Genomic DNA, 12504 nt, shown 5'->3' with positions numbered 1-12504 from the left:
CATTAAGCAAACTGTCATCCAACCGTCATCTAGGACGGCTATCGGGAGTGCGCGAACACTGGAATCGACCGGGAGCGTTCGCCCGACTTTAACAGGGGAGTCAAACAATGCTTGCATTTACTGCGCGTCTGCTGTCGCTTTCGACTGCAATCGCTGTTGGCGGGGTTTCTATTGCTGCTGCTGAACCATCAGCTGAACTCATCGCTGCAGCCAAGGCTGAAGGCCAGCTGACCACCATCGCGCTGCCACACGACTGGTGCGGCTACGGCGAAATCATCCAGAGCTTCAAAGACAAGTACGGCCTTAAGGTCAACGAACTGAACCCTGATGCTGGTTCGGGCGACGAAATTGAAGCCATCAAGGCAAACAAGGACAACAAGGGCCCACAGGCTCCTGACGTTATCGACGTTGGCTTTGCTTTCGGCACCACCGCCAAGAAAGACGGCCTGATCCAGCCTTACAAGGTCGCAACCTGGGACGAAATTCCAGACAGCGCCAAGGACCCTGAAGGTTACTGGTACGGCGATTATTACGGCGTTCTTGGTTTCGAAGTGAACAAGGACATCGTTAAGGACGTCCCACAGGATTGGGAAGACCTGCTCAAGAGCGATTACGCAAATTCGGTTGCTCTGGCTGGTGATCCACGCGTTTCCGCACAGGCAATCCTCGGCGTTCACGCTGCAGGCATCGCACGCGGTGCAGAACCAGGTGCCGAAGCTGGCAAGAAGGGCCTTGAATTCTACAAGGAACTCAACGCCAACGGTAACTTCGTTCCAGTCATCGGCAAGGCCGCTTCGCTGGCACAGGGTTCGACCCCAATCGTCATCCGTTGGGATTACAACGCTCTCGCAGACCGTGACACCCTGAAGGGCAACCCGGAAATCGAAACCGTAATTCCAAAGTCGGGTGTTGTTGCTGGCGTTTACGTTCAGGCGATCAGCGCTTATGCACCGCATCCAAACGCTGCAAAGCTGTGGATGGAACACCTGTATTCTGACGAAGGCCAGCTTGGCTATCTGAAGGGCTACTGCCACCCGATCCGCTTCAATGCGATGGCGAAGGCTGGCAAGATCCCACAGGAACTGCTCGACAAGCTGCCACCAGCAGAAGCCTATGAAAAGGCTATCTTCCCAACTCTTGAACAGATTGAAGCCGCTCAGGCAGAAATCACCAAGAACTGGGACAGCGTTGTTGGCGCAAACGTTCAGTAAGCGGATTTAGAGCGCTGTACGCCCTCTTGGACGCACAAAAGTCGCTTTAACTCACCCTGTTATGGCATGCGACGACCAGAAATGGTCGTCGCATTGCTTCCTGAACTTTTAGACCCGGCAAACACTGTTTTGAATCTGGACCGAAAGAGATCATTGTCTCTTTACTTCACGCATAATCACATCCGAAAAAGCGAACCGCTCTTCAGGATTATGCCTTAAAGAAAGAACGCATGAGTTCATCAGCCGAAACAACCGCACCGGTCAGCGGGGTGCGAAAGCGTCAGTTGCCGCTATCGTGGATTGGCGTCGCGCCTTTCTTCTTGTTTGCCATTCTGTTCCTGCTTTGGCCGACAATGTATCTCATCATCGGTGCGTTTCAGGACCCCGATGGCAATTTCACGCTTCAGAATGTTCAGGATCTCTTCCAGCCTCAAATTATGAGTGCCTACTGGATTTCGATCAAAGTAAGCCTCGCATCGGCGCTCGGTGGCGCATTGATCGGCTTCTTTCTGGCCTGGGCTGTGGTGCTTGGCAATCTGCCACGCTGGCTGCGTCCAACAGTTCTGACCTTCTCGGGCGTTGCATCGAATTTCGCTGGCGTTCCGCTGGCCTTCGCGTTTCTCGCGACTCTTGGCCGTACCGGCTTCGTAACAATCCTGTTGCGTGAGTGGTTCGGTTTCAATCTGTACTCGACCGGCTTCAACCTTCTGAGCTTTTTCGGTCTGACCATCACCTATCTGTTCTTCCAGATTCCGCTGATGGTGCTCATTCTGACGCCTGCTCTGGACGGCCTGAAGAAAGAATGGCGTGAAGCCTCTTCGATCTTGGGCGCGACCAATCTTCAATATTGGCGCATGGTTGCGTTTCCGATTCTCTGGCCAAGCCTGCTCGGCACAACGCTGCTTCTGTTCGCAAACGCCTTTGGCGCCATTGCAACCGCCTATGCGCTGACCGGCTCGTCGCTCAACATCGTTCCGATCCTGCTCTATGCGCAGATCAGAGGCGACGTTCTGCATAACCAGAATCTGGGCTACGCGCTGGCACTCGGCATGATCGTCATCACTGGCCTTTCCAACCTCCTTTACATCTGGCTGCGTATGCGTGCCGAAAGGTGGCAGCGATGAAAAAGGGCTTCAACCTCCAGAAGATCGGTGCATGGATCGCCTTCTTTATCGGCGCAATCTACTTCCTCGTTCCGCTGATCGGCACCTTTGAATTTTCGCTGCGTATGCGTCGTGGCGAATATTCCTTCGACGCCTATCGCGTGGTTTTCAGCGATCCGAATTTCCAGGCAACGTTCGGCTATTCGATCCTGCTTGGCATCCTGACGATCATCTTCGGTGTGCTGCTTGTTGTGCCGACCGCCTATTGGGTTCGCCTTCGTCTGCCGCATCTGCGTCCGCTAATCGAGTTCATCACGCTGATGCCGCTTGTCATTCCGGCAATCGTGATCGTGTTCGGTTATCTGCGCATTTATAACTCATCGTCGTGGCTGCCATTCACCTCGTCCACGCGTGCAACCGACCTGTTGTTGATGTTCGGCTATATGACTTTATCGCTGCCATACATGTATCGCGCAGTCGATACGGCTATGCGCACAATTGATGTTCGCACGCTGACCGAAGCAGCCCAGAGCCTTGGCGCTGGCTGGGGCCGGATCATGTTCAAAGTGATTTTCCCCAATGTGATGTCAGGCGTCATGAGCGGTGCTTTCATCACCTTTGCTATCGTCATTGGTGAATTCACGCTGGCATCCTTGCTCAACCGTCCTGCCTTTGGTCCTTATCTCCAGCTCGTCGGCGCAAACCGCGCTTATGAACCTTCCGCGCTGGCGATTATTTCCTTCGGTATTACGTGGCTCAGCATCATCATGTTGCAGCTCGTTTCGCGCCTCAACAAATTCAAGACAACCGCCGGGTAACATTCATGGCTTTTCTTAATCTCAAGCACCTGAAAAAGAGCTTCGGCGCCACTACCGTCGTCCACGATTTCAACCTCGCTGTCGAAAAGGGCGAATTCGTTTCCTTCCTCGGCCCATCGGGCTGCGGCAAGACCACGGTTCTGCGCATGATCGCGGGCTTTGAAAGTGCCGATCAGGGCGCAATTGAAATTGATGGCAAAGATGTTGTCGATCTCAAGCCAAACCAGCGCAATATCGGCATGGTCTTTCAGGCCTATGCGCTGTTTCCGAACATGACCGTTGCCCAGAACGTGGCATTCGGTCTGCGGGTTTCGGGCAAGTCGAAGGCCGAAATCGACGCGACGGTCAAGGAAATGCTCAGTCTCATCAAGCTTGAGCATCTTGCAGATCGTTATCCTTATCAGATGTCCGGTGGCCAGCAGCAGCGTGTGGCCTTGGCCCGTGCGCTTGCAACCAAACCGCAAGTGCTTCTCCTTGATGAACCGCTTTCGGCACTTGATGCGAAGATCCGTATCTCGCTGCGTCAGGAAATCCGTGCGATCCAGCAGAAGCTCGGCATCACCACGGTTTTCGTAACGCACGATCAGGAAGAAGCATTGTCGATCTCTGATCGTATCGTCGTCATGCATGAAGGCCGGGCTGATCAGATCGGAACACCGTTCGACATCTATAACCGTCCTGCATCGCGCTTCGTTGCTTCCTTTGTTGGCACGCTCAACATGCTTGAAGCATCGGTTGCCGAACCGGGCCAGAACAGCATCGACCTCGACGGGCGCACGATCAAGGTGAATGAAGAGCTCAGCCATCACCAGAAGGGCAAGGCGATCACACTCGCACTGCGTCCGGAAGCGGTCAGCATGGAAGCGCGCAAGAGCCACGACACTTCGCTCGATGCGACCATCGAAGATGTGCACTTCCTCGGTTCGGTTATTCGTACGCGTGTGGCACTTGGCAAGAACCAGTTGTCATTCGACACATTCAATGACCCCACCCAGCCACCACCACAGCGTGGCGACAAAGTGACGGTGCATTTTGCATCGCATGATCTGCTCGTCTTAGCCGATTAAGCTACATGACATCACAAAAAAGCCGCCCAAACGGGCGGCTTTTTTGTGAAACTTGTGTTCCGGCGCTGTCAATATTATGGCCCTTTTGTGATTATCCTCACTCAGGGCCATAAGTTTAAGCTCTTAGTTGCCCCATGGACCGTGGAAATCACCGTCCTTGTCAATGCGCTTGAAGCCGTGCGAGCCAAAGAAGTCGCGCTGCCCCTGAATGACATTGGCCGTACCCTGCGACTGCGTAAAGCTGTCGAAGTAGCTCAATGCCGAACCAAGTGCGGGAAGCGGCAGACCTGCAAGTGCTGCCTGTGCAACGATCTTGCGAAGACCCTTCGATGCCTTGCCCATACGTTCAACAAAGGCAGGAACCAGCAGAAGGTTCTCGATTTCCTGGCCTTCAAAAGCCTGCGCAATATCGTCGAGGAACAGCGAACGGATGATGCAGCCTTCGCGCCAGATGCGGGCGGTGGTTGCAAGCGGGATGTTCCAGCCGTGCTCCTTGGATGCGGCCGCCAGAACTGCAAAGCCCTGTGCATAGGCAACGATCTTACCCGCCAGCAGACCCTGCTCAAGATCAGCAAGGAACTGCGCCTGATCAGCAATATCAAGCGTGCGTGGTGCAGGCTTATAAGCCTTTTCAGCGGCCTCACGTTCAGCTTTCAGCGACGAAATCGAGCGTGCGTCAACGGCTGCTTCAATGCCGGTTGCAGGAACGCCGAGCATCTGTGCTTCAATCGCCGACCAACGGCCAGTGCCCTTCTGTCCAGCTTGATCGAGGATCATATCGACCATCGCCTTGCCGGTTTCAGGATCAGTTGCCTTCAGAACTTTTGCTGTGATTTCAATTAGGTAGGAATTGAGCGGACCCGCATTCCACTTCTCGAACACATCACCGATTGCAGGCGCCGAAAGGCCGAGACCATCGCGCAGAATGCCGTAGATTTCGGCAATCATCTGCATATCTGCATATTCGATACCGTTGTGAACGGTCTTCACGAAATGGCCTGCGCCATCCGGGCCAACCAGCGCACAGCAAGGTTCGCCTTTATATTTTGCAGCCGCAGCCAAAAGGATTGGCGCGATGCGATCATAGGCTTCCTGCGTGCCGCCGACCATCATCGATGGTCCGTTGCGGGCGCCTTCTGCGCCACCCGATACACCCATGCCGACAAAGGTTGGATCGTTCGGGCCAAGTGCCTTCAGACGACGCATCGTGTCGCGATAGTCGGAGTTGCCGGCATCGATCATGATGTCGCCCTGCTCAAGATAAGCCTTGAGGCGGGTGGTTTCAGCGTCAACTGGTGCGCCAGCCTTGATCAGGAAGATGATTGGACGTGGCTTGCGGATATTGTCAGCCAGTTCTTCAAAAGTGGCGCAAGGGATAATCTTGTCACGCAGCGCGCCAGCTTTTTCTATGAATGCTTGCAGGACGGGCTCGTCGCGGTCATAGACGGCTACCGTGTAGCCCTTCTCGGCGATGTTCAGCGCAAGGTTCGAACCCATCACGCCGAGGCCGACCATTCCGATATCTGCTTTTTCCATTTTTTGCCCTTTTGAAACACAGCCAACTGGCTTGTCATACAGAAATAGAGAGCCGACAGACTGGACTGTCTTAGCTGCTGCTGTCGCAGTATTTAGCGCCAGCGCGTACAGTCTGTATCCTATTGTTGGATGATCTAGGGCATATGACGCAAATTTGATAGGCCTTTTTCTAAAATACTAACCGATTTAAATGCTCAAACACGCTCAAGTTTCACATGTGGCAGCGGTGGCAGTTCAATCTCGATATTATCACCAGCCTGCACATTTCCGCCCGCAATAACGATCGACATGACACCTGCTTTGCGCACCAGTTCGCCGTCTTCCGTTTTATCGAGGACAGCACCAAGAAGCCCCTTTTCAAAGCTTTCAATCTGCGAACATGGATTGCGCAGGCCGGTGAGTTCGAGAACAACATCGGACCCAATTTTGAGGATGGCCGACTTGGGCAGTGCGAGCAGGTCAATCCCGCGCGTGGTGATGTTTTCACCCAGCTGCGCGGGCGCAATGTCAAAGCCCTTCTCGATGAGCTCATCGAAAAGCTCCGCCTGAATAAGATGGACCTGACGCAAGTTCGGCTGAGTCGGATCGGCCTTTACGCGCGAACGATGTTTGACGGTAACACCCTTATGCGCGTCGCCTTCAACGCCCTGGCCTGCAACAATGCTTATCTCTGAAACCAGCTGTTTCGAGAAACGATGCTCGGCGTCGCGCGCAACGGCTACAACAATTCCACCCATATTTTTACCTTGATCACATGAAGAAGGACGCGGCAGGCAAAGCCGGTCGTAATCCCGCATATCATGCGATATACAACAGATGAATGACAAGGGTATCGCGAAGGGGTTGGCGGTAAAACCATGACGAGTAAGCAGCGCGACGGCAAGGATTTTCGCTGGGGTATCTGGGGTACAGGCACGATTGCCAGCGCCTTCGCAGCCGATATTCAGGCAAGCGGCGACATGCGCGTGACGGCGGTCTGTTCGCGCTCGATGGAGAGTGCGACAAGCTTCAAAACCCGCATCGGCGCGGACAATGCCTTTGATGATGCCGCTGCATTTCTCAACAGCGCTGATATCGATGCCGTTTACATTGCCACACCCAATGCCATGCATGTGCCGCAGACATTGCAGGCAATCGTCGCGGGCAAAGCGTGTCTCACGGAAAAGCCGCTGACGCTCGACGCAGATGGTGGCAACCAGATTGCATCCGCAAGCAGGGCGCATAATGTCTTTGCCATGGAAGCGATGTGGAGCCGGTTCCTTCCGGCGATTCATGCCACCCGTGAGCATATCAAAAGCGGTCGCATTGGGACGGTAAAGCGTATCGAGGCCGACCTCTCCTATTTCCGTGCGGAAGATCCGCAAAGCCGGTTTTTCAATCCGGCACTTGGCGGCGGTGCCGCCTTCGATCTCGGCGTATATCCGGTTTCGCTTGCGTTGAGTTTTCTCGGCCTGCCCGACACTGTCAACGGACGCTGGACCAAGGCCAAAAGCGGCGTCGACATGCGAACGGAAATCACGCTGACATATGCAAATGCTACAGCTGAGCTCTCATGCGGCTTTGATCGGGATGGTCAGAACCAGATGCTGATTGAAGGCACAAACGGTGCGATCCTCATTCACGCACCGTTTCTGAAAGCACAGCGTCTGACGATTTTTTCCGCTAATGTGCTGAATTCAGCCCTTGGTCCGAAAGGACCGGGTGGGTTGATTGGCAAGGTTCTGAACCGCCTGCCTTTGCCGGGCAGAACGGTTGAACACCATGCTTTTGCTGGAAACGGATTGCAGTTTCAGGCGCAAGCCGTGCGCGATGCCGTGACACGCGGCGAGATTTCAAGCCCGATCATGCCGCTTGAACACAGTGCTGCGGTGGCAAACATCGTCAGCACTGTGCTTAGTAAGCAACCTGATTAGAAGCTGCTCTGAACCTTATAAGGTGCAGCGTTTTCGCCAGCATTATTGAGCGCGAGGGCTACTTCGGTGATGTGCAGGGCCACCGCACCGGAAAAAAAGGCCGTCTTACCGGTTTCAATGGCGCGCGCCTGATCAGCCACGCCACGCATGAAATCGATCTGCGATGGGAATGACGGCAGGCTTAGCGCAGCGCCTTTTGGATAGGCGAGCTTGCTGCCGACAGCCGGTTTCCATGGTAAAGTCTTGCCGAGCTTTGCTTCCACGCGACCAAAGACGCGTGACAGGATAGAACGCTTTTTGGTGGTCGATTCAAGTCGCACAGCAGATCGGTTATCCCAAAGATCATCGACGGTGATGGAACCTTTGTCGGCCACGATTGTCAGGCTGCGATCCTTCGGCATTGCAAGGCCGGACGTCAGACGCGCAACAAGACCGGATTTGAAACGCAGGCAACCGACGGAGAAATCCGGTGCCATGTGCAGATGCTCCGTTCCCGGTCCCTTGTTCTGGAAGGTGATCGAGGAGAAGGCGGTCACGCTTTCAACGGGGCCAAAAAGCGACACGAGCCATGAGAGTGCATAACCTGCATGTTCCAGTGTGCAACCAATCTCAAACTCATGCAGACCCGGCCAAGGCGCGCCCGATTGCGAGCGCCATGTCGCCCATTTATCGCGAAAAACCGGGCCGTCTTCCATTTCTGCATAGACCAGGCGCGGCGTACCGATCTCGCCCATGGACTGTGAGACCAATTTCTGCGCGTCACTGAGACCATTGGCCGGTGCGGCTGCCAGTGTCAGTCCGTTTGCCGCAGCAAACTCAACCAGCGCTTTGGCATCATTGAAATCCATCGCCAGCGGCTTTTCGGAATAGACATGCTTGCCCGCCTCAAGAGCCGCGCGTGAAATGGCATAATGACTTTCCGGCGTCGTCAGGTTGAGAACGATCTGCACGTCTTTGTCGGCAAGAATTGCCTCAAAGCTTTCATAAGCGCGCACCTTATAATGCGCAGCAAATACCTTGAGCCGTTCAGCCGAGCGATCAAAGGCACCGAGCAGCTTCAATTGCGGATAATTGCGCAGCGTGGTCATGTAGTAATCGGCGACGAAGCCCGTGCCAATGATCGCAATATTCATGGATAACTCCGATTAGAGCATTTCCAGCAAAAGTGCGAAGCGGTTTTGCTTAGGATAATGCGTAAAAACATAAAGATAGAGCGGTTCCTACGATTCTCTTTCAACAGGAACAACTCTAGACAGACCGTTTTGGGATGGTGACTTTGGCCGTCATGCGCAGGCCAAAAATCGCAAAGATGAGCATGAGCCAGACCGGGTCCATGCGACGGAAGAAGAAGCTTTCCAGCATCGCGTTGAGCGTGCCGAAGAACACAAACATCAGAAAGAAATCTGCCAGCAACAGGTTTTCGCGTGTCGGCCTGCACCGCATGTAGTTCACCAGCGGCATGATGATAATGACGAAAATTGCGCAGATCAGACCGATAAGGCCCATGGAAAGCGTGATGTCGAGATAGCCATTATGGCCATGCACGATGCCACGCACATCCCAGTCGAGATAATAAGGATGGGCTGCTTCCTTGACGCGATCAGTGCCCCAGAAACTTTCATAGCCAAAGCCGATCCAAGGGCGGCTGTGCAGCGCCTCGACGGCAAAAGCCCAGATTGATGTGCGCCCGGTAAAGGTTGGATCAACGGAGAATTTCAGGACGATCTGGTGCAGCGGCTCGAACAGAACAGTGCCGATGGTAAACAGCGCAAATACCACCTGAATGGCAAGGATCATGAGCGGTGCCAGTCCACGGATACCGAACACGCCCGGACCAATGACCAGAAGCATGGCGAAGGGAACCAGAGCAACCGTAGTTTTTGAGCCGGTATGCGCCACGAAGAACAACGCCAACAAAGCAATAACCGCACCGCTGACCCGCCAGCCGCGCCGCCACAAATAGATGCCTCCAAAAGCGAAGAGCGCCATGACTGGCCCGGCGATGTTCTTGTGTGTGAAAACACCACGCCAGAGAAACGAATTCTGTGGCTCGCTCACATCAACGCCATGCGTGCCAAGATTAGGCAGCAGCACGACACCGGCATAAGAAACGACAATAACGATAGAGGCTACTGTGAGCAGCATCACGGAATAACCGTCAGCATCTTGTGGCAGGGCGAGAACTGCAACAATTGCCAGAACACCGATCAGTGTCAGCATGACCCCGCGAATGGCAGTTCCCGGATCGGGACTTACGAAAGCAGATGCCAACAACAAGCCAAACATGAGCAGCCAGCCGAGACTGACCAGCCGCATCAGTTTGCGCGGATCAGCAAACATGGCCAATGCAGCCAGTGCTATTGCGCCAACGAGACCAAAGCCCAGCTGATTGACGGTGTCGCCCGCTTGCGGCCCATCGGGTGCGACGGGCATGGAAAACGGGCGGAAAGAAATCAGCAAAATGCAGAAAATAACCGTCGCGGTGACGAGCGCAATCTGGCGCATCGTCACCCGCATCGGATCGGACGAACCTGAACTAGTTCTTGTCCGGGTTGCGATACTGCTCATTCAGATATCCAAAATGGGCCATCACTCGGCCCAGACCGATATGGATGAAGTAGGTGCCGACAGGTGCAAAGCCAGCAGCAACACCTCTTCTGACTGCCTTGATCGGCGAGTAAGCCAGCAGAGCAAGGCTCTTCAGGAACACGCGCACCTGACCGAAAGGTTCATCCTTGCGCTTGCGCTGTTCGATCAGCGTCGAAAGAACGCCGTTGCGCAGACCGCGTGATCTGATCCAGTCATTTTCCAGGCGGCGTGCAGGGATAGTTTCGCGCACAATGCCTTCCGCACACCAGGCAACTTTGAAGCCCTTGGCGATTGAGCGGGACAGGAAGTCGGAATCGCCGCCGCCTGTGAAGTTGAACTTGAGATCCATAAACGGATAGCTATGGGCCTCAAGAACTGCGCGTGCGATCAGCAGATTACCCGAGGAGTAGATGATCGGAACCGGACCGGTCTTGGTATAATGCGGCAGGAAGACCGGGTGCTTTGCCCACTGTTCCGAATTCGGCTTTTCAAAAATCGGAAACTGTGGACCGCCAACGAGGCTAACGTCGTAACGCTCAGCGGTTGCAACCATGTTTTCGATCCAATCTGGATCGGCCAACTCATCGTCATCGATGACGATGACATATTTGAAGTTCGGGAAAAATTTGGTCGCAGTCAACCAACCAGCATTATAGGCATTGCAGTTGCCGCGGTGGGATTCACCGATCAGCATACCACGATATTTGCCGGCTTCGAAAAGCGGAGCGGCAACGGTTGCGCCTTCCTTCTTTTCGGTTTCGTTCTCGATCACGACAACCGCCCATTTGCGCTTGGTTGTCTGCGCATTCAGCGTGTCGAGTGTGCGTATCAGGTGCTCTGGCCGCTTGAATGTCGGGAGCGAAACGACGATGTCGATCTCGTCATAGGGAAGACCAGGCGTTTTAGCGATTACTTCAATATGATCCGGTAAATCTGGCATCACAGCATCCGATTATTTCTAGGATTTAGGTTTTTATGTTTATCTTTCCACTATTGATAAACGCTTAAAGAAAAGTTCACCGCATGGCTGTAGACACTAGCTTCAATAAACATTCATTAAGAGCCGTCAGGAGTTGAATTGCAACCGTTTCGTCTTGTCTTCGTGACATCGCTTGTTCCGCATGCAGTCGCCTCAACAGGTTATGAAGTCGCGAATGCCGCGGTTATTGATGGGCTTCGCCGTGCTGGCGCGCATGTGACCGTTCTGGGCTTTACATGGCCGGGCCACAAGGCTGCGGAAGACAAGGACACAATTGTACTCGGCGAAGTCGAAGTCCGCACTGAAGGTGCGGGCATCAAGCGCAAGATCGGATGGGTGCTCAAATCTTTCCTGACCGGCCTCACAGTTTCCTCGGCAAAGTTACGGGTGATCCCGGCAATCGAATTGCACAATGCGATCACCGAACTTGGTGAATTCGATGCTTACGTGCTCAATGGCGTTACTCTACCAGGCGCATTTGAAGGAATTTTTAAGGACAAGCCGTCGCTTTTCGTTGCCCATAATGTCGAGTATCGCTCGGCAGAGGAAAACGCAGCCGATGCCAAAGGCAAGGTCCAGAAATTCCTGTTTGGCCGAGAGGCGCGCATTCTCAAAAAGCTGGAGAACAGGCTTTGCAAACAGGCCAGCTTTGTCTTCACTTTTGCGGAAGATGACGGTCCGGCGCTGGGCCTCAACAACGACAAGTTTGCGACCCTGCCCCTCGTAATGCCCGGCAATAGCCAGACCGTAAAGCCAGAAGCAGCCAAATATGATCTTACGCTGATCGGCACATGGACATGGCATCCGAACCGCATTGGCCTTGAATGGTTCCTGCGTGAGGTAAAGCCGCTTCTGCCAAAGGATGTCTCAATCGCCATCGCCGGAAACACGCCGGCTGATCTGATTGCAGCATGGCCAGGCGTGAATTTTCTCGGCAAAGTGCCGGATGCCACAGCCTTTGTCGAAAGCGGCAAGCTGATACCGCTTATCAGCCGTGCTGGCACAGGCGTACAGCTTAAAACCATAGAAACATTCGAGTTGGGCAAGCCAAGTGTCGCGACCGCGCATTCTGTTCGCGGCATTGGCAATATTCCAGCGAACTGCACAATCGCCGACAAGCCTGCAGAATTTGCCGCAGCCATCGTTGAACGTCTAAAAGCGATCAACGAAGGTGACGATCAAAGACTTGATGGCAAAGCCTTCAAACAGGCACAAATCGCAGGCATGGACAGTGCTATCGCCCGAGGCTTAAAGAAACTTCAGGACGTTACAGGAAAAGCAGACTGAA

At 54.0% G+C, this 12504-nt stretch carries 11 protein-coding genes; 6 read left to right on the top strand and 5 right to left on the bottom strand.

The features are described 5' to 3' along the window. Window positions 1-107: 107 nt before the first annotated feature. The 4 genes from RT142_RS16430 to RT142_RS16415 all read left to right on the top strand — a co-directional run bounded on the left by RT142_RS16430 (window position 108) and on the right by RT142_RS16415 (window position 4199). Window positions 108-1211: an ABC transporter substrate-binding protein gene (locus tag RT142_RS16430; RefSeq protein ID WP_007877085.1), complete on the top strand. Its 1104-nt coding sequence runs from the start codon at window positions 108-110 to the stop codon at window positions 1209-1211. Between the two features lie 230 nt (window positions 1212-1441). Beyond that, the gene (locus RT142_RS16425; protein WP_064321423.1) at window positions 1442-2335 is read left to right on the top strand and encodes an ABC transporter permease; all 894 of its coding nucleotides are present in this window, start codon (window positions 1442-1444) and stop codon (window positions 2333-2335) included. Further along, window positions 2332-3132: an ABC transporter permease gene (locus tag RT142_RS16420; RefSeq protein ID WP_079213174.1), complete on the top strand. Its 801-nt coding sequence runs from the start codon at window positions 2332-2334 to the stop codon at window positions 3130-3132. Before RT142_RS16425 ends, RT142_RS16420 begins: the two co-directional genes overlap by 4 nt. A gap of 5 nt (window positions 3133-3137) precedes the next feature. After that, on the top strand, window positions 3138-4199 hold the full coding sequence (locus RT142_RS16415) for an ABC transporter ATP-binding protein (RefSeq protein ID WP_007877090.1): 1062 nt from the start codon (window positions 3138-3140) through the stop codon (window positions 4197-4199). Window positions 4200-4322: 123 nt separating this feature from the next. Here the strand turns inward: RT142_RS16415 and gndA are convergent, their stop codons facing one another. Both gndA and RT142_RS16405 read right to left on the bottom strand, forming a co-directional pair. After that, the gene (gene gndA, locus RT142_RS16410) at window positions 4323-5735 is read right to left on the bottom strand and encodes an NADP-dependent phosphogluconate dehydrogenase (protein WP_007877092.1); all 1413 of its coding nucleotides are present in this window, start codon (window positions 5733-5735) and stop codon (window positions 4323-4325) included. 194 nt (window positions 5736-5929) lie between these two features. Further along, window positions 5930-6472, bottom strand: coding sequence for an MOSC domain-containing protein (locus RT142_RS16405; protein ID WP_313029999.1), 543 nt, complete (start codon window positions 6470-6472; stop codon window positions 5930-5932). 120 nt (window positions 6473-6592) lie between these two features. Here RT142_RS16405 and RT142_RS16400 point away from each other — a divergent pair, with 120 nt between their 5' ends. Then, entirely contained in the window at window positions 6593-7648 is a 1056-nt protein-coding gene (locus tag RT142_RS16400) for a Gfo/Idh/MocA family oxidoreductase (protein WP_313029996.1), read from the top strand. Here RT142_RS16400 and RT142_RS16395 read toward each other — a convergent pair. The 3 genes from RT142_RS16395 to RT142_RS16385 form a co-directional block, all read right to left on the bottom strand. After that, window positions 7645-8781: a Gfo/Idh/MocA family oxidoreductase gene (locus RT142_RS16395; protein WP_313029995.1), complete on the bottom strand. Its 1137-nt coding sequence runs from the start codon at window positions 8779-8781 to the stop codon at window positions 7645-7647. The genes RT142_RS16400 and RT142_RS16395 overlap by 4 nt on opposite strands. A 115-nt stretch (window positions 8782-8896) precedes the next feature. Beyond that, complete coding sequence (locus RT142_RS16390; RefSeq protein ID WP_313029994.1) at window positions 8897-10216, bottom strand: O-antigen ligase; 1320 nt, start codon at window positions 10214-10216, stop codon at window positions 8897-8899. Then, the gene (locus RT142_RS16385; RefSeq protein ID WP_007877100.1) at window positions 10185-11177 is read right to left on the bottom strand and encodes a glycosyltransferase family 2 protein; all 993 of its coding nucleotides are present in this window, start codon (window positions 11175-11177) and stop codon (window positions 10185-10187) included. Before RT142_RS16385 ends, RT142_RS16390 begins: the two co-directional genes overlap by 32 nt. Window positions 11178-11315: 138 nt before the next feature. Between RT142_RS16385 and RT142_RS16380 the strand changes: the two genes are divergently transcribed. Then, window positions 11316-12503 carry a glycosyltransferase gene (locus tag RT142_RS16380; protein WP_112814613.1) on the top strand — a complete coding sequence of 396 codons (1188 nt, stop codon included), beginning with the start codon at window positions 11316-11318 and terminating at the stop codon, window positions 12501-12503. The last annotated feature ends 1 nt before the right edge of the window (window position 12504 follow it).

The sequence above is a fragment of the Brucella sp. genome (assembly GCF_032066345.1).
GTDB lineage: Bacteria > Pseudomonadota > Alphaproteobacteria > Rhizobiales > Rhizobiaceae > Brucella > Brucella pseudogrignonensis.
Note: the sequence above shows the minus strand (reverse complement) of the source record. Positions and strands in the feature narration are given on the sequence as shown.

What these genes read in the sequence shown, in the direction of transcription:
- RT142_RS16390 (WP_313029994.1), bottom strand. Translation starts at nt 10,216, where the DNA reads ATGAGCAGTATCGCAACCCGGACAAGAACTAGTTCAGGTTCGTCCGAT.
- RT142_RS16395 (WP_313029995.1), bottom strand. Translation starts at nt 8,781, where the DNA reads ATGAATATTGCGATCATTGGCACGGGCTTCGTCGCCGATTACTACATG.
- RT142_RS16385 (WP_007877100.1), bottom strand. Translation starts at nt 11,177, where the DNA reads ATGCCAGATTTACCGGATCATATTGAAGTAATCGCTAAAACGCCTGGT.
- RT142_RS16415 (WP_007877090.1), top strand. Translation starts at nt 3,138, where the DNA reads ATGGCTTTTCTTAATCTCAAGCACCTGAAAAAGAGCTTCGGCGCCACT.
- RT142_RS16425 (WP_064321423.1), top strand. Translation starts at nt 1,442, where the DNA reads ATGAGTTCATCAGCCGAAACAACCGCACCGGTCAGCGGGGTGCGAAAG.
- RT142_RS16430 (WP_007877085.1), top strand. Translation starts at nt 108, where the DNA reads ATGCTTGCATTTACTGCGCGTCTGCTGTCGCTTTCGACTGCAATCGCT.
- RT142_RS16420 (WP_079213174.1), top strand. Translation starts at nt 2,332, where the DNA reads ATGAAAAAGGGCTTCAACCTCCAGAAGATCGGTGCATGGATCGCCTTC.
- RT142_RS16400 (WP_313029996.1), top strand. Translation starts at nt 6,593, where the DNA reads ATGACGAGTAAGCAGCGCGACGGCAAGGATTTTCGCTGGGGTATCTGG.
- RT142_RS16405 (WP_313029999.1), bottom strand. Translation starts at nt 6,472, where the DNA reads ATGGGTGGAATTGTTGTAGCCGTTGCGCGCGACGCCGAGCATCGTTTC.
- gndA (WP_007877092.1), bottom strand. Translation starts at nt 5,735, where the DNA reads ATGGAAAAAGCAGATATCGGAATGGTCGGCCTCGGCGTGATGGGTTCG.